At 53.1% G+C, this 23,030-nt stretch carries 18 protein-coding genes; 6 read left to right on the top strand and 12 right to left on the bottom strand.

What is annotated here, in order from left to right:
* Positions 1–20: 20 nt before the first annotated feature.
* The 12 genes from OGY83_RS15340 to thpR all read right to left on the bottom strand — a co-directional run bounded on the left by OGY83_RS15340 (position 21) and on the right by thpR (position 11,630).
* Entirely contained in the window at positions 21–2,618 is a 2,598-nt protein-coding gene (locus tag OGY83_RS15340) for an outer membrane usher protein (protein WP_286636240.1), read from the bottom strand.
* A 78-nt stretch (positions 2,619–2,696) separates the two neighbouring features.
* The gene (locus OGY83_RS15335) at positions 2,697–3,440 is read right to left on the bottom strand and encodes a fimbrial chaperone (protein WP_286636239.1); all 744 of its coding nucleotides are present in this window, start codon (positions 3,438–3,440) and stop codon (positions 2,697–2,699) included.
* Between the two features lie 80 nt (positions 3,441–3,520).
* Positions 3,521–4,126, bottom strand: coding sequence for a fimbrial protein (locus tag OGY83_RS15330; RefSeq protein ID WP_286636238.1), 606 nt, complete (start codon positions 4,124–4,126; stop codon positions 3,521–3,523).
* A gap of 319 nt (positions 4,127–4,445) precedes the next feature.
* The gene (gene panD / locus OGY83_RS15325) at positions 4,446–4,826 is read right to left on the bottom strand and encodes an aspartate 1-decarboxylase (protein ID WP_003018640.1); all 381 of its coding nucleotides are present in this window, start codon (positions 4,824–4,826) and stop codon (positions 4,446–4,448) included.
* Between the two features lie 95 nt (positions 4,827–4,921).
* Complete coding sequence (gene panC, locus OGY83_RS15320) at positions 4,922–5,776, bottom strand: pantoate--beta-alanine ligase (protein ID WP_286636237.1); 855 nt, start codon at positions 5,774–5,776, stop codon at positions 4,922–4,924.
* A 79-nt stretch (positions 5,777–5,855) separates the two neighbouring features.
* Complete coding sequence (gene panB, locus OGY83_RS15315; protein WP_079937053.1) at positions 5,856–6,647, bottom strand: 3-methyl-2-oxobutanoate hydroxymethyltransferase; 792 nt, start codon at positions 6,645–6,647, stop codon at positions 5,856–5,858.
* 120 nt (positions 6,648–6,767) lie between these two features.
* Complete coding sequence (gene folK, locus OGY83_RS15310) at positions 6,768–7,259, bottom strand: 2-amino-4-hydroxy-6-hydroxymethyldihydropteridine diphosphokinase (RefSeq protein WP_286636236.1); 492 nt, start codon at positions 7,257–7,259, stop codon at positions 6,768–6,770.
* 51 nt (positions 7,260–7,310) lie between these two features.
* The gene (pcnB, locus tag OGY83_RS15305) at positions 7,311–8,708 is read right to left on the bottom strand and encodes a polynucleotide adenylyltransferase PcnB (RefSeq protein WP_204192014.1); all 1,398 of its coding nucleotides are present in this window, start codon (positions 8,706–8,708) and stop codon (positions 7,311–7,313) included.
* 71 nt (positions 8,709–8,779) lie between these two features.
* Positions 8,780–9,676 carry a tRNA glutamyl-Q(34) synthetase GluQRS gene (gene gluQRS / locus OGY83_RS15300; RefSeq protein WP_123268739.1) on the bottom strand — a complete coding sequence of 299 codons (897 nt, stop codon included), beginning with the start codon at positions 9,674–9,676 and terminating at the stop codon, positions 8,780–8,782.
* Positions 9,677–9,746: 70 nt separating this feature from the next.
* On the bottom strand, positions 9,747–10,202 hold the full coding sequence (gene dksA, locus OGY83_RS15295) for an RNA polymerase-binding protein DksA (protein WP_003829221.1): 456 nt from the start codon (positions 10,200–10,202) through the stop codon (positions 9,747–9,749).
* A gap of 177 nt (positions 10,203–10,379) precedes the next feature.
* A complete protein-coding gene (gene sfsA, locus OGY83_RS15290; RefSeq protein ID WP_079937051.1) occupies positions 10,380–11,084 on the bottom strand; it encodes a DNA/RNA nuclease SfsA in 705 nt (234 codons plus the stop codon).
* A gap of 15 nt (positions 11,085–11,099) precedes the next feature.
* Positions 11,100–11,630, bottom strand: a complete 531-nt coding sequence (thpR, locus tag OGY83_RS15285) for an RNA 2',3'-cyclic phosphodiesterase (protein WP_191227757.1) — start codon at positions 11,628–11,630, stop codon at positions 11,100–11,102.
* Between the two features lie 73 nt (positions 11,631–11,703).
* Here thpR and hrpB point away from each other — a divergent pair, with 73 nt between their 5' ends.
* From hrpB to fhuB, 6 genes are all read left to right on the top strand, one after another.
* Positions 11,704–14,133, top strand: a complete 2,430-nt coding sequence (gene hrpB, locus OGY83_RS15280; protein ID WP_286636232.1) for an ATP-dependent helicase HrpB — start codon at positions 11,704–11,706, stop codon at positions 14,131–14,133.
* 135 nt (positions 14,134–14,268) lie between these two features.
* Positions 14,269–16,809: a bifunctional glycosyl transferase/transpeptidase gene (mrcB, locus tag OGY83_RS15275; RefSeq protein ID WP_079937048.1), complete on the top strand. Its 2,541-nt coding sequence runs from the start codon at positions 14,269–14,271 to the stop codon at positions 16,807–16,809.
* A 304-nt stretch (positions 16,810–17,113) separates the two neighbouring features.
* Positions 17,114–19,288, top strand: a complete 2,175-nt coding sequence (gene fhuA / locus OGY83_RS15270) for a ferrichrome porin FhuA (RefSeq protein WP_286636231.1) — start codon at positions 17,114–17,116, stop codon at positions 19,286–19,288.
* A 47-nt stretch (positions 19,289–19,335) separates the two neighbouring features.
* Positions 19,336–20,133 (top strand): Fe3+-hydroxamate ABC transporter ATP-binding protein FhuC, encoded by a 798-nt coding sequence (gene fhuC, locus OGY83_RS15265; protein WP_003829206.1) that lies wholly within the window; start codon positions 19,336–19,338, stop codon positions 20,131–20,133.
* Entirely contained in the window at positions 20,133–21,023 is an 891-nt protein-coding gene (gene fhuD, locus OGY83_RS15260) for a Fe(3+)-hydroxamate ABC transporter substrate-binding protein FhuD (protein WP_194211815.1), read from the top strand. The genes fhuC and fhuD overlap by 1 nt, the downstream gene beginning before the upstream one ends.
* Positions 21,020–23,002 carry a Fe(3+)-hydroxamate ABC transporter permease FhuB gene (gene fhuB / locus OGY83_RS15255; RefSeq protein WP_194211817.1) on the top strand — a complete coding sequence of 661 codons (1,983 nt, stop codon included), beginning with the start codon at positions 21,020–21,022 and terminating at the stop codon, positions 23,000–23,002. The genes fhuD and fhuB overlap by 4 nt, the downstream gene beginning before the upstream one ends.
* The last annotated feature ends 28 nt before the right edge of the window (positions 23,003–23,030 follow it).

Genomic DNA, 23,030 nt, shown 5'->3' with positions numbered 1-23,030 from the left:
ATTCCTTGTTGTAGAAATCATTACATTTGGCATAGCTGATTGCTTAAAATAGGTGTCAGACCCGCTTTTGTGGTTGTTTGGGTTAATTGATAATGAACCGAACAAGAACTGTCTTTACCATTGCCCCAAACGATATGCAGAATTCCCTGATCTTCTATACCGCGAACATACGCCTGTCCTGCCTGACCAACCGATCCTACAGGTTCGTTTTTCTCATTGAACACGTCTGCGCCCAGGGGAATAAAGCCTTTATCACTGCGCTGAAGTTCCAGAATAAGCGAGCGCCCTTCGTCGGTTTCAAAATTCACCAGAACAATAGATCCGCTACGCGGCACGGTTACTTCGCTGGTGTTTTTAACCTCAACATCGTTTTCGAGCGTGCTGATATCTAACGAGACGCGGTTTTCACGGTAGGCAGACATATATGGCAGAATGCCGTAACCGGAGCTGTCGATTTCGCTGTTGCCATAACCGAGACGGGCGCCTTTGGCACCACTGGCTTTTACCAATGCCAGAGAGTCGTTATCGCCAATGCTGCCAGGTGCAAGAGACAGACCGCCGGAATGCAATACCATTCCACCGCTGTAGGTTGCGGAATATTGTTTGCTGTTATCGTCGCCGAACGATGCCGAAATACCGAGCGGGCCATATTCGCTGTTCCATGAACTGTAGCCACTGACCTGGTTGAGATTACCGTAGTTGCCACCACTGGAGGCCGCACTGACGGAATAGCTCACCTTATTGTCCTGCGTATTTCCGCTTGCGGATGAGTTAAAGCTGGTACCACCCTTCAGATCTGAGCGCAGGCCCATGTTGATATTCGAGAAACCGCCAGATCGTGTATCTTTATTTGAGAAAACACTTAACGGAATACTCAGACTTAAATAAACGCTATCGTCTTTCGCTCCCGTTTGATCATAGGTACGTTGTACCGACAGGCTGTAACTGCCATAGGCAAAACTGTTGTTATAACCAATGTTATAGTTCGATGATGAGCTTGCACCGTTCCAATAGTCTTGCCATGTGCCGCTGACGAATAACGAACCATATTCTGTGCCATTTGATTCCAGCGGTTGGTTAAGGCTAATTTGAACCTGGTTCTTGGTTCGCTGGTAATCATCGTAAAGACTGGTGCTTGAGTCATAGCTACGGTTGGCATATTTTTGGTGCTGGATGCTGTCCTCAAGCGATGCCGCATCGTTCAGACTCAAATAATCTTCGGTTGAAAAACGATAAGCCGCTACGTTAAATGACGTGTTGGTCGCAGCGATCATTTTGCTATACGTTAAACGATAGCTTTGTCCGCTGAGCGTGCCAAGCCCGTCAATGTCCGCGTGTGATTGGGTAATATCAAATGCAAATGCCCCAATTTCGGTATTCATTGCCAGACCGACTAATCCGGCATAAAAATCCATGTCGCTATATTGCGCACCCACATATCCCGTGAATGTATTGTTCAGGCCATAATAAAATGTGCCGTAACCGACTTTTGGTTTTTCGGATAATGAATCATCATTAAGTTCCCCGACGCCCATATCCCAACGTGTGGCGCCTGGGCGCAGCATTTGTGTCACAGAGGAGAACGGAACGGTAAATGAACGTTTGCTGCCGTCCGCTTCTTCAATCGTCACCAGAAGATCGTTACCGTAGCCGGTAGTGCTCAGGTCGTTGATTTCAAATGCGCCTGGCGGGACAGTCGTTTCGTAAATCTTATTTCCGCTCTGAGAGACGCTGACTTTTGCGTTACTGTTCGCCACACCGCGGATTACTGGTGCGTAACCCGTGGACCCCATTGGCAACATGCGATCGTCGCTATACATCCTCGCCCCGCGCAGGCTGACGGAGTCAAAGGCTTCACCACGGGTGTAGGAATCACCAAACACCATTTGCGCGCTAAGGCGGGTTATATCGCGCTGGAGATAGATATCCTGGCTTCTGTAGGTTGTGCCGTTATCTTGATCCCAGTTGACGTTTCCGCGTGAACGCAGACGCCACGGCCCCATATTCAAGCCATAGCGAAGGCCTGCATAGCCGGTGTCAGATGTACTTCCATTACTTTCGCTATGCCAGGCGTTCATGTCATAAGAAAGCAATGCAGCAGGGATACCATTTTCCCAGAGCGACGGATCAACATACCCTGCTGGGCGTTTCAGAACATAGATCTGCGGAAAATTGAGATCCATTGCCTGCTTACCGCTGTCGAAATTAGCCGATGAACCTGGGTAGAATTTTTTAGTATCGACGCATGTCGTATTATCTTCATCCGCAATATCATCATCCAGCATATGGGTATCAACGCCAGACTGTGCCAGCAGCAGTTTGGTTATGCACGGCGTAGCGCGAGGCGTGCCATTATCCTTGAATGTAATTTCGGATGTTGATTTCAAGGTACCATTCAGATTTACTTTGGCACGGTAGGTTCCCGGTAAAACGGGGTTGCCGTGCGCAAAACGGCTGACATCAATATTGCCGCCGCTATTCAATAAAAACTGATCGTTAAATTCAACCGCACCATCACTCTCCGGCATTTGTTCAACCGGGGATTTGTCAGCGGCGCAAACGCATAAAGGTAAAGCGGTAGTGACCGCGAGGCATAATAACGAGCGTCGAAACAACATGGCACATCCATTTGTCAATGCGGGTAATCGTTACCCGCAGCGTTAAAACAGGCAGGGTAGTGTTAAATAAGCGCCAGTTTATTTGACGATAGCTTCACGGTTATCATTGCCGCCATTGTCATTTATAGTAGTAAACTGAACGGTACCGCTTGTGGGATTTGTCAATCCATTCACAGCCATTGCGGCGTCGCTAAATGGCAGAACAGATTGGTTCGTCACGTCAAACGTTTTTGCTGCTGTTTTAAATTTCACTGCAGAAATGGAAACGTTGTACGGGGAATTGTTATGCGCCACAAGTGAGACACTATTTCCGTTTTTCTTTTGCGACCATGTAATATTTGTCGCTGCATCTCCTGGCGTACCTTTCAGTCCATCCGGGCGATAGAATAATTTTATGCGCGTACGAAATGCCAGTTGGAGTTGGTTCAGACTTTCTCCCTCTTTCGCTTTTGCTTTAGGCGGGATTTCAAGTACGTTAAACCAAAATAAAGATTCACGATCCTGGGGTAATGCTCCTCCCAGATAGGTAATTCGCACAGATTGACCTTTCTGCGGATCAATACGCGATACAGGCGGAGTGATAACAAAAGGTAGCTTAAGTTCCTGAGGATTAGTACCGTCACGGCCATCATCCAGCCAGGATTGTACCAGCAACGGTTTATTGCCCCGGTTATCCAGATTAACTATCACATCCTTAGATGACTGAGGATATATGATACGTGTTCCTGATATCACGATATCTGCGCTAGCCTGAAATGCCGTTAGAAATGCCGCAGCGAGACAGGTGACTTTTAATCCTTTAAACAACGAAGCACGAAGCATTTCCACTTCCTTTTGGCGTGATAAACAATAATCCCCCAACAGGCGCTGGGGGATAATTACAGTGATGAAAACGAAATTGATTATTCGTAAATCATAGTGAAGGCAACCTGTGCCTGCACGGTACCCGCAGATACTGGGCTGTTTGCTGCATCCCAACCCTGACCCTGGGTGTAGGCTACGCGGTAGTACAGGTTACCTGTACCGGTTGCATCAACAGTTGCTTTCTGGGTGTTGTTGGTCTGATCGATTTTGATTTGATCGGTTGCTGAGTTACCGTCGTTAGACAGTACAAGGTTTACATTTTTAGCTGCGCCCTGAGCGTTTGCCGGTGGAACCAGCAGACCTTTATCAGTAGAAGAAGAACCGGCCCAGGAATCAAACTGTGCAGATGCTTGCTTCACGGTTAGTGGATCACAACCCGTCAGGGACAGAGTGAATTTCTTCTCACCCAGGGTGCTGGCTGTGCCCAACGCATTGGCAAAATCTTTCACAAATACGGTATCCAGGTTAACGTCGAAATCGTTACCGTTCTGATCGATTTTTTGATCCAAAGAGATTTTACAGGTGTTATTAGAAACCAGACCGTGGAAAGTAATGGTGCCTGTATCAGGATCTGCTGCCATAGCGGAACCTGCGCCTAATGCCATAACAATAGCTGCTGCCAAACCATATTTTTTAAAAGACATTTCTCATATCCATATATAGAGATTTAATTATAAATAATATACATTTTGCCATGTGGACTTGAGTATATTATTTGTTGAAACATTTAATTTCGCAGCGCAGTGTATAGGGCGTGTTGTAATAAATAAATGGGGGTTGAATTAGAAATTCTTCAGTTACTCTTAAGTGAAGTTTCTTTTGCTTAATAAACAAAGAATTATGTGAGAAGGCTATTTGTTGATAATATAATATATTAGTAATGGATAGGTAATGAATTAATTAAAATAAACAATTCATCCGCAAAATATTTATTCGGTGGATGAATTGTTATTATATTACTAATTATGCAACCTGAACCGGAATGGCTTTCGCGGTGCGCTTCATTTCGTTGTCGCCTTCAAAATAAGCCACTTTCGGGCGCCAGGTACGGGCTTCTTCATCTGACATGGTGACGAAGCTGGCGATAATTACAATATCGCCAACATCAGCGCAATGGGCCGCTGCACCATTCACCGAGATGATTCTGGATCCGCGTTCAGCCGCAATCGCATAGGTTGAGAAACGTTTACCGTTGGTCACGTTCCAGATATCAATAGCTTCGTTTTCCAGAATACCTGAGGCATCGAGGAAATCCTGGTCGATGGCGCAGGAGCCTTCGTAGTGCAGGTCCGCCTGCGTGACTTTTACACGGTGGAGCTTGCCTTGCAGCATAGTGCGAATCATAACTTCTATACCCTGTCGTTTACCCTAGCTAAGCAGGCGTTTGTGGCCTGCTTTGAGAAATTATCAGGCAGTATTGCCCGATTTTTAACCCCTGTCTACTGGGCTAATGTAACGCTTTGATTATCGATCAGACGCGCCTGACCCAGCCAGGCGGCGGCCAGAATTACCGCACGTTTACTGGTTTCCGTCAGCTCCAGCAGCGTGTCGGCATCACGGATTTGAATATCGTCGGCGCGGAAGCCTTTTTCATTCAGTTCCTGTTCGGCAATGGTAATAATCTCTTGCAGTTCACGATTACCCGCAATCAGCTTTTCAGCGATGCTATTCATCACTTTATGCAGACCCGGCGCGATTTTGCGCTGCTCTGCGGTCAGATAACCGTTACGCGAGCTGAGAGCCAGACCGTCTTTGGCGCGAATAATCGGCACACCGACGATCTCAATGTCATAACCCATGTCCGCGACCATTTTGCGGATTAGCGCCAGTTGCTGGAAATCTTTCTCACCAAAGCAGGCGATGTCTGGCTGGATCAGGTTGAACAGCTTGCTGACGATTGTGGAAACGCCGCGGAAATGACCTGGACGGCTGGCGCCTTCCAGCATGGTGGAAAGGCCGGGGACGTCAACGAAAGTCTGGCCTTCCAGGCCCTGCGGGTAGATTTCTTCTACGGCTGGCGCAAATACATAATCGACTTTGCGCTTGTTCAGTTTTTCACAATCTTCCTGCAGCGTGCGCGGATAACGTACCAGATCGTCCGGTCGATCAAACTGCATCGGGTTGACGAAAATGCTGACGATTACCACATCGGCCCGGGCTTTTGCCTCGTCGACCAGCTTCATATGGCCGTCGTGCAGGTTGCCCATAGTGGGAACCAGTGCGACGCGTTTACCTTCCTGACGCAGACGACGAATATGCTGGCGCAGCAGCGGCAGGGTTTCAATGATTAGCACAACAAGACTCCTTGAGTTGCCTGATGAACCGTAGGCCGGATAATAAACGTAGCGTTGTCATCTGGCACAGTCAGAAAAATTAGTGGAAACTGTGTTCTTCACCCGGGTAAACGCCGGACTCCACTTCAGCCCTATACTGCCGCACCGCGGCACGCATGTCGCCTGCTTCATTGAGGAAATTCTTCGCAAATTTTGGGATATGGCCGCCGGTAATGCCAAACGCATCATGCATAACGAGAATTTGCCCGTCGGTGACGTTACCGGCACCAATACCAATCACCGGAATCGACAGCGCTTCGGTGACACGCTTCGCCAGCTCAACCGGTACGCACTCCAGCACCAGTAACTGAGCGCCAGCGGCTTCTAAGGCCAGTGCGTCATCCAGTAGCACTTGTCCGGCATCGCCGCGGCCCTGAATTTTATAGCCGCCGAAGATATTCACCGACTGGGGCGTTAATCCCAGATGACCACAAACCGGCACGGCGCGTTCAGTGAGCATTTTCACCGTATCGACCAGCCAGGCGCCGCCTTCAATTTTGACCATATTGGCGCCCGCACGCATGACCACCGCGGCGTTTTCAAACGCCTGTTCTGGGGTGGCGTAAGCCATAAACGGCAGGTCGGAGAGCAGTAGACAGTTGGGCGCGCCACGACGCACGGCACGAGTGTGGTAAGCGATATCTTCAACGGTCACGGGCAGAGTGGAATCATGTCCCTGAATCGTCATGCCCAGCGAGTCGCCAACCAGCATCACATTGATACCTTCGTCGGCAAATAACTTAGCGAAGCTGTAGTCGTAGGCGGTAATTGTCGCGAAGCGTTTTTTCTCTTGCTTGCATTTCTGCAGCAGTGAAATGGTGGTGGGTTTCATAACATTTCCTGATAATGAAAGTCATATTTATCGGCATTCTAACAGTCACATTCAGGGGGGCAATTGTTTTAAGCAATCGTTTGGCGCTAAAGCAGTAAACGCTAAAGGGGAGGAGATGCTTTACCAGTGTGCAGGTTTTGCTGCACCAAGATGGGTAAGGTGCTGATGCAGGCTGATACCATCCGGAAAGATAAGCTCAGGAGCAATTTCGAATAACGGCCACAGCATAAAACCACGGTTTTTCATGTCGTAGTGCGGCACGGTCAGACGTTCGGTGTTAATCACTTTATCGCCAAACAGCATAATGTCGAGGTCCAGCGTTCGCGGTCCCCAGCGTTCAGCTTTGCGCACCCGGCCCTGCTGTAACTCAATGCGTTGGGTGTGATTGAGCAATTCTTCCGGTGCGAGGGTGGTTTCCAGCGCGACGGCGGCGTTCAGGTAATCGGGTTGATCCTGTGGGCCTAATGGCGGCGTACGGTAGAACGAAGAGACAGCCACGATTCGGCTGTCAGGGATTTCACCTATCGCTTTCACGGCAGCATTAACCTGCTCCAGAGGGGAGGCTAAATTACTGCCGAGGGCGATATATACCCGTCGTTTTTCAAGCTGCATCTGTGTCACCACCTTGATGCGACTCGAAATTTGTTGGGTATACGTGATGGGTCATGCGGAGCCTTCACGGCGTGGCGCGCGTTTACGCGGGCGACGATGGCGCCGACGTGCGTCTGGCTCTTCATCCAGCTCGTTCAGCATACCTTTTTGTTCCGGCGGCGCAGAAACCTGGAATTCACCCCACCATTTCGCCAGTCGCTGCAATTCCGCATTGTGTTCGACTTCGGCACGCAGGGCTAACAGGTCGTAAGCGGCGCGGAACTTTGGATGTTCCATCAGCTTCCAGGCGCGTTTACCCTGGCGACGGGACATCCGTAACTGCAGCTGCCAGATATCGCGGGTCAGCGAGGTCAGACGTTTCGGGATCGCCAGTGAGCGGCAGGCTTCGTCCAGCACGTCGTTCATTGCCAGCGCGAAAGCGTCGTAGTAGGCCAGACCGCTTTCTTGCGCAATTTTCTGTGCGGCTTCCAGTAGCGGATACCAGAACATTGCCGCGAACAAGAAGGCCGGGTTAACGCGCATATCATTGTGAATGCGGTTGTCGGTATTCTTCAATACCTGGGCAATGATGCGTTCCATCGGGCTGTCACCGTCTTCGGTGAAGTAGCGCGTAATGGTTGGGAACAGCGGCTGGAACAGGCTGTACTCACGCAGCTTTTTATAGGTTTCGTACCCATAGCCCGCCTGTAACAGCTTGAGCGCTTCTTCAAACAGACGTGCGGGAGGAATATCGTTAAGCAGCGTTGCCAGACGCGGGATAGGCTCCGCGGTTTCCGGGCTGATACGCATGTCGAGCTTGGCGGCAAAGCGTACGGCGCGCAGCATGCGAACGGGATCTTCGCGATAGCGCGTTTCCGGATTACCGATCAGGCGAATGATGCCCTCTTCGAGATCCTGCATTCCCCCGACGTAATCACGTACGGTGAAATCGGCCACGCTGTAGTACAGGCTGTTAATCGTGAAGTCGCGACGCTGGGCATCTTCTTCGATAGAGCCGAAGATGTTGTCGCGCAGCAGCATACCGTTCTGCCCACGCTGTGAGGTTGTGCGATCGGATTCGCTGCCTTCATGATGACCGCGGAAAGTTGCCACTTCGATAATTTCCGGGCCAAACATGACATGGGCCAGACGGAAACGGCGACCTACCAGGCGGCAGTTACGAAACAGTTTTCGCACCTGATCCGGCGTTGCGTTAGTGGTGACATCAAAATCTTTCGGCTTTTTGCCCAGCAAAAGATCGCGCACGCCACCGCCAACCAGCCATGCCTCGTATCCGGCCTTATTGAGCCTGTACATTACCTTCAGGGCATTTTCACTGATATCTTTGCGGGAGATAGAGTGCTGCTCACGCGGAATTACCGTCATATGTGGACGGGCGACGGCGAGCTCAGCCTCGCGCTCCTCGCGGCTTAGCACCTTGCGGCAAAAATTAGCGACTCGGGTAAAAATAGTGCACCTCGGTAGTGTCAAACTTCAATCAGAACAAGTGTTGCTGTGTAAAAATAGCGGCTAATCATAGCTCAGCATGATGCATTTGAGAATGCCGGATTTAAGATCGCCGATTCAGGCACTGTTGTCAGGCGCCAGTTCTCAACGGCAAATGCCAGGATCTGGTCCACACGCATCTCCTGCCATGGGATATCGGCACGCTGGCCGAGAAAGCGTAGCGCGGCAATAATCACCGGACGCGGATCGCCTTGCGGCAGCGCAGGTGCATGATTTTGTTTTGAAAGTTTAGCGCCTTGCTCGTTGAGCGCCAGCGGAAGATGAATATAGTCAGGCGCTTGCCAGCCAAACTGCTGATACAAAGAGATTTGCCGCACCGTGGGTTCGATAAGATCGGCGCCGCGTACAATCTCCGTTATGCCCTGAAAGTGGTCATCAACCACCACGGCGAGGTTATAGGCAAACAGCCCGTCGCGTCGGTGGATAATAAAATCTTCCCTCGCAAGCTGCGGGTCAGCCTGAATCTCACCGCGTAGTTGGTCCGTAAACTGCATTACCGGATGGCGTTGCTTAATGCGCACTGCCGCCTTTTCCGGCCCGTGGCGTAACTCGCGGCAGTGGCCGTCGTAAATGCCTCCGACGCTTTGAATACGCGCGCGCGTACAGGTGCAGTAATAGCTCAGATCCTGTTGGTGCAGCCAGGCGAGCGCCTCGCGGTAGGCATCATGACGTTGGGATTGCCATAAAATATCGCCATCCCAGTGCAGTCCGTAATGTTCCAGCTGACGCAGTATCGTGTCTGCAGCACCGGGAACTTCACGAGGGGGGTCAATATCTTCAATGCGTACTCGCCAGATTCCGCGCCTGGCGCGGGCCTGCAGGTAACTCCCGAGGGCGGCAATCAGTGAACCGAAATGCAGTTCGCCAGAAGGGGAAGGGGCGAAGCGGCCTATATAGTGTGAATCGCTCATTTTGCGGACTAACAAATAATAAGGCGGGAGAAGCTCCCGCCTGTAGTAAACGTGGTAAAAATGACCGGAATTAACCTGCCATTTGTTTTTCGCGGATTTCTGCCAGCGTTTTACAGTCGATGCACAGATCGGCTGTCGGACGCGCTTCCAGACGGCGAATACCAATTTCTACGCCGCATGATTCGCAGTAGCCGAAATCTTCGTCTTCTACTTTCTTCAGCGTCTTCTCGATCTTTTTGATCAGTTTGCGCTCACGGTCACGGTTACGCAGCTCAAGGCTGAATTCTTCTTCCTGTGCGGCGCGGTCCACCGGATCAGGGAAGTTAGCCGCTTCGTCTTGCATATGAGTTACGGTGCGATCGACTTCATCCCTAAGTTGATTGCGCCATGCCTCAAGAATACGCCTGAAGTGCGACAGCTGGGCTTCGTTCATATACTCTTCGCCCGGTTTCTCCTGGTACGGCTCCACCCCAGCGATGGCGAGAATACTCAGGGACGATGTTTTACGGTTTTGCCCTTCTTGCATGTTGCTTCTCCTTAACACGCACTATCGATCCCCATGTTCGGGGGAAAAATCAGGTCGCTATAAATAGCAGATGCTTTTCCGGATAGCAATTATCTAAACGTAACACTTGACAACCCTGTGAGGAAAAGCGTATTTGCCCACGCGCCCGGAATACTAATTGACCAGATATTTACACCATTACAAGGTAATGGGCAACGGCTCTTTAAGAGTCATACCGTGGGCAGAAAGTTCCGCTTTATAAACCAGAATTTCTACCCCCTTAAGCTGTGCTTCAACTAATAATTGCGCATATTTCGCATCGATATGGTGCGCGGGTGAAAACCGTGTAATGGCTGAATGTAGCACGGCGAAAAATATCACTGCCCGCTTGCCTTCAGCAGCTACGCTCATCAATTCCCGAAGATGCTTCTGACCTCGTTCAGTGATGGCATCGGGAAAATAACCCTGCTCTTTTTCCGCCAACGTGACTGATTTCACTTCAATATAGCAGTCAGGTCGGGAATCTGCCTGTAACAAAAAGTCGATGCGGCTCCCTTCGGCGCCGTATTTTACTTCACTTTTCAAAGTGCTGTAGCCTGAAACTTCTGAAATTAACGCCTGCTGAATCGCCTCTTTCGTTAATCTGTTGGCCCACAGCGTGTTAACACAAATAAATTCACCGGATTGAGTTTGCGTTAATTCCCAGGTATGTGGATATTTGCGTTTAGTATTTTCTGATGTCGAATACCAAACGGTGTCACCTGGCGTTGCGCATCCGGTCATCGCACCGGTATTTGGGCAGTGTAGCGTTAACTCTGTGCCATCTGGTGTGATCACATCCGCTAAAAAGCGCTTATAGCGCTGAATGAGCGTTGCTGGTTGTAAAGGTGGAGAAAATTGCATAAACAGTCCCTTTGATTATTCAGTCAGCGTCCAGCGTTGCAACTGCGTGTAACGCGTGCGTCCTCGCGCAAATGAGGAGGAATAAAGCGCAAATTCCGTGACTGGAAACGACCAGCCAAAGCCCGGTGGCGGGATTTGCACCGCGTGGCCGGCATCGCGCAGCAGCGTGATATGTGGATGAAACGGCTGCGGGCTTTGGTAGCACCCGCTGCGCGCGGCTTGTGCTCGCAGCATATTTGCCAGTTGCAGCAGTCCGCGCGGCGGCTGACGCATTCCCAGCCACACGACCCGGGATCGCAACCATTGCCCGGCATCATCGAATTTGAGCGTAAAACCCGGCTGGCGAATACGTCCCGCGAGTTGCGACAGCGCCTGCTGCTTCTCGTCGCTGACGTCGCCTAGAAAGGCCAGCGTCAGATGCAGATTATCAGCGGCGACGGGACGACCCGCCTCCGGGGGGAACTGCGCGGCCCGCCAGTGGATTAGCTGCTCCCGAACCTCGCCTGGCAATTCAATCGCAAAGAACAGCCTTTTTGGCTCAGACATGATGGATACTCGGTTATGAATTAACGCGATGCTACAATGCAGCGCGAAGAATGTTAACCCTCTGGAGTCATTTGTGACGTCGTTGCCCGTTGCCGCCGTAGTGCCTGAACTGCTTACCGCTCTTGATACCTCGTCGCAGGTTTTGCTGACGGCGCCGACCGGTGCCGGGAAATCGACCTGGCTGCCGTTACGACTTCTTGAGCATCGCGGTATCAAGGGACGGATTATTTTGCTGGAGCCGCGTCGCCTGGCAGCGCGTAACGTGGCGCAGCGGTTAGCGGAATTGCTGAATGAAAAACCTGGCGAGACCGTGGGTTATCGCATGCGCGCGCAAAGCTGCGTAGGGCCGCAGACCCGGCTGGAGGTGGTAACAGAAGGCGTCCTGACGCGGATGATCCAACGCGATCCCGAACTGACGGGCGTCGGGTTAGTGATCCTCGATGAATTTCACGAACGGAGTTTACAGGCCGACCTGGCGCTGGCGCTGTTGCTGGATGTGCAGCAAGGGCTGCGTGACGATCTGAAACTGTTGATCATGTCCGCCACTCTGGATAACGGGCGTTTGCAGCAGATGTTGCCCGATGCGCCGACGATTGTCTCGCAAGGCCGCGCATTTCCCGTTGAGCGACGGTATCAGCCGTTGGCGGCGCATCTGCGTTTTGATGAAGCGGTGGCGATAGCCACGGCGGAGCTATTGCGCCATGAAAGCGGGTCGCTGCTGCTGTTTTTACCGGGTGTGGGCGAAATCCTGCGCGTACAGGAGCAGTTGGCTACGCGCGTGGGCAGCGATGTTGTGCTGTGTCCACTGTATGGCGCATTAACGCTTTCCGAGCAGCGTCAGGCGATTGTGCCCGCGCCACAAGGCAAACGCAAAGTGGTGCTGGCGACTAATATTGCCGAAACCAGCTTAACGATTGAAGGCATCCGGCTGGTGGTGGACTGCGCCCAGGAGCGCGTGGCGCGCTATGACGCGCGTACCGGTTTGACACGACTGATTACCCAGCGCATCAGCCAGGCTTCGATGACTCAGCGCGCGGGGCGCGCAGGGCGTCTGGAACCCGGTATTTGTTTGCATCTGCTTGCCAAAGAGCAGGCGGAAAGGGCGGCGGCACAGGGAGAAGCTGAGATATTACAGAGCGACCTGTCCGGACTGTTGATGGAATTGCTGCAATGGGGATGTACCGATCCTGAGCAACTGAATTGGCTGGATACACCGCCTGCCGTCAATTTGCAGGCGGCAAAACGGCTGTTGCAGATGCTGGGCGCGCTTGAAGGCGACAGGCTTAGCGCCACGGGGCAGAAAATGGCGGCGTTGGGTAACGATCCCCGTTTAGCGGCTATGCTGGTTAGCGCCACAAATGAGAATGAAGCGGCAACGGCGGCAAAACTGGCTGCAATTCTGGAAGAGCCGCCGCGCGGTGGCAGTACCGATCTGGCTGTAGCGTTTTCACGAAATCAGCCAGCCTGGCAGCAGCGCAGTCAACAGTTGCTGAAGCGGCTTAACGTTCGCAGCGGACAGCCGGACAGCACGCTACTCCCCTCGTTGCTGGCGCGGGCGTTTGCCGATCGGATCGCGCGTCGACGCGGGCAGGAAGGGCGCTATCAACTGGCGAATGGTATGGGCGCAATGCTGGATGCTGATGACGCTTCAGGACGCCATGAATGGCTGATAGCGCCGCTGCTGTTGCAGGGCAGCGCTGCGCCAGACGCGCGTATTTTGCTGGCTCTGCCGCTGGATATTGAGGCGCTGATGCAGGCATGTCCTGAACTGTTGCAACAGTCCGACACCATCGAATGGGATGAAACCCAGGGAACATTAAAAGCATGGCGTCGGTCGCGCATTGGTCAGCTCACGGTAAAAGTACAGCCGCTGGCCAAACCCTCGGAAGAGGAGTTGCATCAGGCGATGTTGAACGGCATTCGCGATAAAGGGCTAAGTGTGCTCAACTGGACGCCGGAAGCCGAGCAGTTTCGACTGCGTCTGCAATGTGCGGCAAACTGGTTGCCAGAATACGACTGGCCCGCGGTAGATGAGGAGTCTCTGCTGGCGACGCTGGAGAGCTGGCTGCTGCCGCACATGAGCGGTGTACACTCTTTACGTGCATTAAAAGCGCTAAATGTGGCTCAGGCGTTGCGCGGTTTGCTGGACTGGTCAATGCTGCAACGTCTGGATAGTGAACTGCCAGCGCATTACACTGTGCCGACGGGAAGCCGGATTGCCATTCGCTATCATGAGGATAATCCTCCGGTATTGGCAGTTAGAATGCAGGAAATGTTTGGTGAAGCAAAGACCCCAACCATTGCCCAGGGGCGCGTGCCGCTGGTGCTGGAGCTGCTGTCTCCGGCCCAAAGACCGCTACAGGTGACGAGCGATCTGAGCGCGTTCTGGCAGGGATCGTACCGCGAGGTGCAAAAAGAGATGAAAGGACGTTATCCCAAACATGTCTGGCCGGACGATCCGGCGAATACCGCGCCAACGCGGCGCACCAAAAAGTATTCGTAATGAAACGGTAGGCCGAATAAGGCGTTATGCCGCATCCGGCGAAAGAGCGGTAATAATTGAGAGATTTCTTCTTCTGTCGCAGGACGGAAGAACAGAGAATCGGGCCCTTGCGCCTGAATGTTGCGGAGAAAAAGCATGGCGGGGAATGACCGCGAGCCAATTGGACGTAAAGGAAAACCCTCGCGTCCGGTGAAACAAAAGGTGAGCCGTCGTCAACTCAGAGATGAAGAGTATGACGACGATTATGATGATGATGACTATGAGGATGAAGAACCGATGCCGCGTAAGGGTAAAGGCAAAGGGCGTAAGCCTCGTGGTAAGCGCGGCTGGTTCTGGCTGCTGGTAAAACTGTCGATTGTCTTTTTGGTGCTGATCGCCATTTATGGTGTTTATCTGGACCAAAAAATCCGTAGCCGTATTGATGGCAAAGTCTGGCAGCTTCCTGCGGCGGTATATGGCCGTATGGTTAACCTTGAGCCAGAAATGCCTATCGGCAAGAACGAGATGGTGAAGCTGCTGGAGGCCACGCAGTACCGGCAGGTGACGAAGATGACGCGTCCGGGCGAATTTACCGTGCAGGCGAAGAGCATCGAGATGATTCGTCGTCCGTTTGACTTCCCGGATAGCAAAGAAGGGCAGGTGCGCGCGCGTCTGACCTTTGACGGCGATCATCTGGACACCATCGAGAATATGGATAACAACCGCCAGTTCGGTTTCTTCCGTCTCGATCCGCGTTTGATCACCATGCTCTCTTCACCTAACGGTGAGCAGCGCCTGTTTGTTCCGCGTAGCGGCTTCCCGGATCTGCTGGTGGACACGCTGCTGGCGACCGAAGACCGTCACTTCTATGAGCATGACGGTATCAGCCTCTATTCCATTGGCCGTGCGGTACTGGCGAACCTGACGGCTGGTCGTACAGTTCAGGGGGCCAGTACGCTGACTCAGCAGCTGGTGAAAAACCTGTTCCTGTCCAGCGAGCGTTCCTACTGGCGTAAGGCCAACGAAGCCTATATGGCGCTGATCATGGATGCGCGTTACAGCAAAGACCGCATTCTTGAGCTGTACATGAACGAAGTTTATCTCGGCCAAAGCGGCGATAACGAGATTCGCGGTTTCCCGCTGGCGAGCCTCTATTATTTCGGCCGTCCGGTAGAAGAGCTGAGCCTCGACCAGCAGGCGCTGCTGGTGGGGATGGTTAAAGGGGCGTCGATCTACAACCCGTGGCGTAACCCGAAACTGGCGCTGGAGCGTCGTAATCTGGTTCTGCGCCTTCTGCAACAGCAGCAGATTATCGACCAGGATCTGTATGACATGCTGAGCGCGCGTCCGTTAGGCGTACAGCCGCGTGGTGGAGTGATCTCCCCGCAGCCAGCCTTTATGCAGATGGTGCGTCAGGAGCTTCAGGCGAAGCTGGGCGATAAAGTTAAAGATCTCTCTGGCGTGAAGATTTTCACCACCTTTGATTCCGTGGCGCAGGACGCTGCAGAAAAAGCGGCGGTGGAAGGCATTCCGGTGCTGAAGAAACAGCGTAAGCTGAGCGATCTGGAAACGGCAATTGTGGTCGTTGACCGCTTTAGTGGTGAAGTTCGCGCCATGGTCGGGGGAGCCGAACCGCAGTTTGCGGGCTATAACCGTGCGATGCAGGCGCGTCGTTCAATTGGTTCTTTGGCCAAGCCTGCGACCTATCTGACCGCGCTCAGCCAGCCGAAACTGTACCGCCTCAATACCTGGATTGCCGACGCCCCAATTGCACTGCGTCAGCCGAACGGCCAGGTGTGGTCGCCGCAGAACGATGACCGTCGCTATAGCGAAAGCGGGAAAGTGATGCTGGTGGATGCGTTAACGCGTTCAATGAACGTGCCAACGGTAAATCTGGGGATGGCGCTGGGCCTGCCTGCGGTAACCGATACCTGGTTGAAGCTGGGCGCACCAAAAGATCAGCTTAACCCGGTTCCGGCCATGCTGCTGGGGGCGTTGAACCTGACGCCAATCGAAGTAGCACAGGCATTTCAGACAATCGCCAGCGGCGGGAACCGTGCGCCGCTGTCGGCGCTGCGTTCGGTGATTGCCGAAGATGGTACCGTGCTGTACCAGAGCTTCCCGCAGGCTGAGCGCGCTGTTCCGGCGCAGGCGGCGTATATGACGCTGTGGACCATGCAGCAGGTGGTTCAGCGTGGTACGGGTCGTCAGCTTGGTGCGAAATATCCTGGCTTGCATCTGGCAGGGAAAACCGGGACCACCAACAACAACGTGGATACCTGGTTTGCCGGGATCGACGGCAGCCAGGTGACCATCACCTGGGTGGGCCGCGATAACAACCAGCCAACCAAGCTGTACGGTGCCAGCGGCGCGATGTCGATTTACCAGCGTTATCTGGCCAACCAGACGCCAACACCGCTGGTGCTGACGCCACCGGAGGATGTGGTGGATATGGGCGTAGACTACGACGGTAACTTCGTTTGCAGCGGGGGTATGCGCACGCTTCCGGTATGGACCACCGATCCGGATTCACTGTGCCAACAAGGTGAGATGTTGCAGCAGTCGGGTAATCCGTTCGATCAATCTTCACAACAGCCGCAGCAACAGCAGCCTCAACAGCAGCAACCAGCGCAGCAGGAGAAGAAGGACGGTGACGGGGTAGCTGGTTGGATTAAAGAGATGTTTGGCGGTAACTAACGCCAGCCTAAAAACCCGCTTCGGCGGGTTTTTCTTTTTTGCGCTATATGGTTTTAGTTTGCCTTGCCTGATGGTGCTGCGCTTATCAGGCCTACGGAATTAAGGCAGCCATCCGGTACGTTCTTCGTTAAAACATTTTAGCCTAATTTATTAACCCTTTCTTTTCATCTGGTTATTTCTTAACCCCTCAGTTTTAGTAGGGACGCGTATTGCTTGCTATCTCGCCAGAGTTTCGAATATTATGCTGCCGTTATAATAATAATTCTCGTTTACGTTATCATTCACTTTCATCAGAGAAATACCAATGGCGCGTCTTAAAACTGCTCAGCCAAGTTCATCGCTGCGTAAAATCGCAGTAGTGGTAGCCACAGCGGTTAGCGGCATGTCTGTCTATGCACAGGCGGCGGTTGACCCGAAAGAAGAAACCATCACCGTAACTGCTGCACCTGCTCCGCAGGAAAGCGCATGGGGGCCTTCGCCGACGATTGCCGCGAAACGTTCCGCCACTGCCACAAAGACTGATACGCCTATCGAAAAGACCCCACAGTCTGTTTCGGTTGTGACGCGTGAAGAGATGGATATGCATCAACCTGGGTCGGTAAAAGAGGCTTTAGCCTATACCCCTGGTGCTGCCGTTTCTACGCGTGGCGCTTCCAGCACTTATGATTTCGTTATTATTCGTGGCTTCTACACGCCAGGCCCAACACCAAACAATTACCTTGATGGCGTCAAGTTACAGGGGGATTACTACAGCTCTGCCGTTGTTGATCCTTACATGCTTGAACGCGTCGAGCTTATGCGCGGGCCAACATCTGTTCTTTACGGGAAAAGTAATCCGGGTGGCTTGATCTCCATGGTTAGCAAAAGCCCGACATCAGAGCCGTTAAAAGAAATTCAATTCAAAATGGGTTCGGATAATCTGTTCCAAACCGGTTTTGATTTCAGCGATTCCCTGGATGACGACGGCGTGTACTCATACCGCCTGACAGGGTTGGCACGTTCTAATGACGAACAACAAGATTTTGCGAAGCAGAAGCGTTATGCCATTGCTCCCGTGTTTAGCTGGAAGCCTGATGACCGAACCAACCTGACTCTGCGAGCAAACATTCAGAATGAGCCTTCAACAGGTTATTACGGCTGGCTGCCGAAAGAAGGTACGGTTGAGCCATTACCTGATGGTTCCCGTTTACCTGTGAGCTTTACGGATTATGCGCCGAATAATACCTATTCGCGTTATGAGCGGATGGTTGGTTACAGCTTTGAACACAGTTTTGATGACACCTTCACTGTGCGACAAAATTTGCGTTATAGCCAAATCAAAACATCTCAACAGAGTGTGTACGGCTTCGGCGCAGTGGGGAATCAATTGACCCGTCAGATTATCGTCGCCGATGAACGCTATAATGATTTTGGCGTAGATACTCAATTGGAAAGTAAGTTTGCAACGGGAGATGTTGAGCACACTCTGCTTACCGGTGTTGACTATTCACGTCTGCGAAACGATATCGATAACGCCTACGGTAGTGCACCGCCTTTAGATATGAATAATCCGGTGTATGAAGATGTTGATTTCCCTGACGCGAAACCGTTCCAGCTTAACACGCAGCACCAAACTGGTGTGTATGTACAGGACCAACTGGAATGGAATAAATGGGTTGCAACGCTGGGAGGCCGCTATGACTGGTCTCAGCAGGCAACAACTATTCGTTCCAGTAATCAGAAAGTTGAACGTAACGATGAGCAGTTCACCTGGCGCGGTGGGATAAACTATCTCTTTGACAATGGTATTACGCCATACTTTAGCTACAGCGAATCGTTCGAGCCGAATCCTTCTAAAGCATGGGCAGCAACACCTGCCGACAACGTTGCTTATGCACCGTCAAAAGGTAAGCAATATGAAGCTGGCGTAAAATATGTTCCAAAAGATCTGCCCGTTGTTGTTACTGCAGCGGTATATGAGCTGACGAAAACGAATAACCTGACTACCGACCCGCTTAATCCGTATGCGCAGGTTCCGGCGGGTGAAATCCGTTCTCGTGGCGTTGAATTAGAAGCAAAAGCCGCAGTGAATGCGAACATTAACCTGACAGCGTCTTATACGTATACCGATGCGGAATATACAGAAGACACGACGCTTAAAGGTAAAACACCTGTGCAAGTACCAAAAAACATGGCTTCTCTGTGGGGGGATTATACCTTCTACGAAGGCCCGCTGTCAGGGTTAACGTTGGGCACAGGCGGTCGTTATGTTGGCTCTAGCTATGGCGATCCGAAGAACACCTTCAAAGTGGGTAGCTCAACCGTGATGGATGCAGTCGTTAAATACGATCTCGCGCGCCTGGGTATGGCAGGTTCTAGTGTTGCCGTTAACGTTACAAACCTGTTTGACCGTGAATATGTTGCCAGCTGCTTCGATACTTATGGCTGCTTCTGGGGCGCAGAACGTCAGGTCGTTGCAACTGCAACCTTCCGTTTCTAATTTCTCTTTGGGCACGCTTTGCGTGCCCGTTTTACAAGTTGGCTGCTATGCAGGAAAACAGATCCCATCCCGACACCACTTTTGCGTTGCGTAATGTCTCCTTTCGTGTGCCTGGCCGCACGCTATTGCATCCTCTCTCATTAACTTTTCCTGTGGGAAAAGTGACTGGTCTTATCGGCCACAACGGTTCCGGTAAATCGACGTTATTGAAAATGCTGGGACGTCATCAGCCGCCATCAGAAGGTGAAATCCTGCTCGATGAACAGCCGCTGGAGAGCTGGAGCAGCAAAGCGTTTGCCCGCAAGGTCGCCTATCTGCCGCAGCAGTTGCCGCAGGCGGAGGGGATGACGGTGCGTGAACTGGTGGCGATTGGTCGTTATCCGTGGCACGGGGCGCTGGGGCGTTTTGGCGTAGCCGACAGAGAGAAAGTGGAAGAAGCGATTTCGCTGGTCGGTTTAAAACCGCTGGCGCATCGTCTGGTCGATAGCCTGTCCGGTGGTGAACGCCAGCGCGCGTGGATTGCCATGCTGGTGGCACAGGACAGCCGCTGCCTGCTGCTTGATGAACCGACTTCCGCGCTGGATATCGCCCATCAGGTTGACGTGCTGGCGCTGGTGCACCGCTTAAGCCAGCAGCGCGGGCTGACGGTGGTTGCGGTGCTACACGATATCAACATGGCGGCCCGCTACTGCGATTACCTCGTTGCGCTGCGCGGTGGTGAGATGATTTCTCAAGGAACGCCAGCTGAACTGATGCGCAGTGAAACTCTGGAACAAATTTACGGTATCCCGATGGGCATTTTGCCGCATCCGGCCGGTGCCGCACCCGTGAGTTTTGTCTATTAATGATCGGATTACATCATATTACCCGTCGGCGATTGCTTACGGCGATGGCGCTGTCGCCTCTGCTGTGGCGGATGAATACGGCGCACGCCGCGGCGGTTGATCCGCAGCGTATTGTGGCGCTGGAATGGCTGCCGGTTGAGCTGTTGCTGGCGCTGGGGATTACGCCGTACGGCATCGCAGATATCCCTAACTACAAGCTGTGGGTCAGTGAGCCCCCGCTGCCGGACTCGGTAATTGACGTCGGGCTACGCACTGAGCCTAATCTCGAACTGCTGACCGAAATGAAACCCTCGTTTCTGCTCTGGTCGGCAGGATATGGTCCTTCACCTGAAAAGCTGGCGCGGATTGCGCCTGGTCGGGGATTTAATTTCAGCGACGGCAAAAAGCCGCTGGCGGTTGCGCGACAATCGCTGCAGGAAATGGCGCAATTGTTCAATTTGCAAGCCTCTGCTGAACGCCATCTTGCCGAGTATGATCGTTTTATCGCCAGCCTGAAACCGCGCTTCATTCAACGCGGCGCGCGCCCTGTACTTCTTACTTCCCTGCTTGATTCGCGACATATGCTGGTGTTTGGCCCAAACAGCCTGTTCCAGGACGTACTGGACGATTATGGGATCCCCAACGCCTGGCAGGGAGAAACCAACTTTTGGGGCAGCACTGCCGTGAGTATTGATCGTCTGGCTGCTTATAAGGATGTCGATGTGCTGTGCTTTGATCACGGCAACGATAAAGAGATGGCTGCGCTGATGTCTACGCCATTATGGCAGGCGATGCCGTTTGTCCGTAGCGGACGTTTTCAACGTGTTCCTGCCGTTTGGTTTTATGGCGCAACGCTGTCCGCGATGCATTTTGCCCGCATTCTGGATAATGCGTTGGGAGGCAAAGCGTGAGTAAACGTATTGCGCTGTTCCCAACTCTTCTGCTGGTTGTTCTGTTTGTTGCTGCCTGCTGGCTGACATGGGTTAACTTCTCCGTTGCGCTACCGCGCAGCCAGTGGCAACAGGCTATCTGGTCACCGGATATCGACATCATTGAGCAGATGGTTTTTCACTATAGCCTGTTGCCGAGGCTGGCGATTTCGCTGCTGGTCGGCGCCGGGCTGGGCCTGGTTGGCGTCTTGTTTCAGCAGGTGTTGCGTAACCCGCTGGCGGAGCCAACCACGCTGGGCGTAGCGACCGGGGCGCAGTTGGGCATTACGGTTACCACGCTGTGGGCTATTCCAGGTGCGCTGACCACGCAATTTGCGGCGCTGGCGGGAGCATGTGTCGTTGGGGCGCTGGTGTTTGGCGTTGCCTGGGGCAAACGTCTTTCTCCGGTGACGTTAATCCTTGCCGGGCTGGTGGTCAGCCTGTACTGCGGGGCGATTAACCAGTTGATGGTTATCTTCCATCACGATCAGCTGCAAAGCATGTTTTTATGGAGCAGCGGCACGCTAACGCAAACCGACTGGAGCGGCGTACAACGTCTGTGGCCGCAGCTGCTGGGCGGCGTGATGCTGACTCTGTTGTTATTACGCCCAATGACGCTGATGGGACTGGATGACGGCGTGGCACGTAACCTCGGTCTGGCGCTGTCGCTGGCACGTCTGGCGGCGTTATCGTTGGCCATTGTTATCAGCGCCTTGCTGGTTAACGCGGTAGGGATTATCGGCTTTATTGGCCTGTTTGCACCGCTGCTGGCGAAAATGCTCGGTGCGCGTCGCTTGTTGGCACGTCTGGTGCTGGCCCCGCTGATTGGTGCGTTGATCCTCTGGCTATCCGACCAAATCATTCTGTGGCTGACCCGCGTGTGGATGGAAGTCTCTACCGGTTCGGTGACGGCGCTGATTGGCGCGCCATTGCTGCTGTGGTTGTTACCGCGCTTAAGGAGTATGAGCGCCCCGGATATGAATGCCAGTAATCGCATCGCCGCTGAGCGTCAGAATGTGCTGATGTTTGCGCTGGCAGGTGGTGCAATCTTGTTGTTGACTCTGGTGGTGGCGCTGTCGTTTGGCCGCGATGCACATGGCTGGACTTGGGCCAGCGGCGCGATGCTGGATGAACTGATGCCCTGGCGCTGGCCTCGCATTCTGGCGGCCCTGATTGCCGGGGTGATGCTGGCGGTAGCGGGCTGTATTATTCAGCGTCTGACTGGCAACCCGATGGCCAGCCCGGAAGTGCTGGGTATTAGCTCCGGTGCGGCATTTGGCGTGGTGCTCATGTTATTTCTGGTCCCCGGAAATGCTTTTGGCTGGCTGCTGCCCGCCGGAAGTCTTGGGGCTGCGGTCACCTTGCTTATCATTATGATTGCTGCCGGACGCGGTGGGTTTTCGCCGCATCGCATGCTGCTGGCAGGGATGGCGCTCAGTACGGCGTTTACTATGCTGCTGATGATGCTGCAGGCCAGCGGCGATCCGCGCATGGCGGGCGTGCTGACCTGGATCTCCGGTTCAACCTATAACGCGAGCGGAGAGCAGGTACTGCGTACCGGGATTGTGATGGTGATTCTACTGGCGCTGACGCCGCTGTGCCGCCGTTGGCTGACAATTTTACCGCTCGGCGGCGATACGGCGCGGGCTGTCGGCATGGCAATCACGCCGTCGCGCGTGGGGTTACTGCTGCTGGCGGCAGGATTGACGGCGACAGCCACCATGACCATTGGACCGTTGAGCTTTGTCGGACTGATGGCGCCGCATATTGCCCGTATGATGGGTTTTCGTCGGGCGATGCCGCATATGCTGATTTCGGCGTTGGCGGGAGGCGTGTTGCTGGTTTTTGCTGACTGGTGCGGCAGGATGGTGCTGTTTCCGTATCAGATCCCCGCTGGGTTATTGTCGACGTTTATTGGTGCGCCGTACTTTATCTATCTGCTGAGAAAGCAGAGCCGCTGAGGCTGACCCCTTTCATGTAGGCCGGATA

This window comes from Citrobacter sp. Cpo090, from assembly GCF_030332665.1.
GTDB lineage: Bacteria > Pseudomonadota > Gammaproteobacteria > Enterobacterales > Enterobacteriaceae > Citrobacter > Citrobacter portucalensis.
This window is presented reverse-complemented; position numbering and strand designations above follow the sequence as displayed.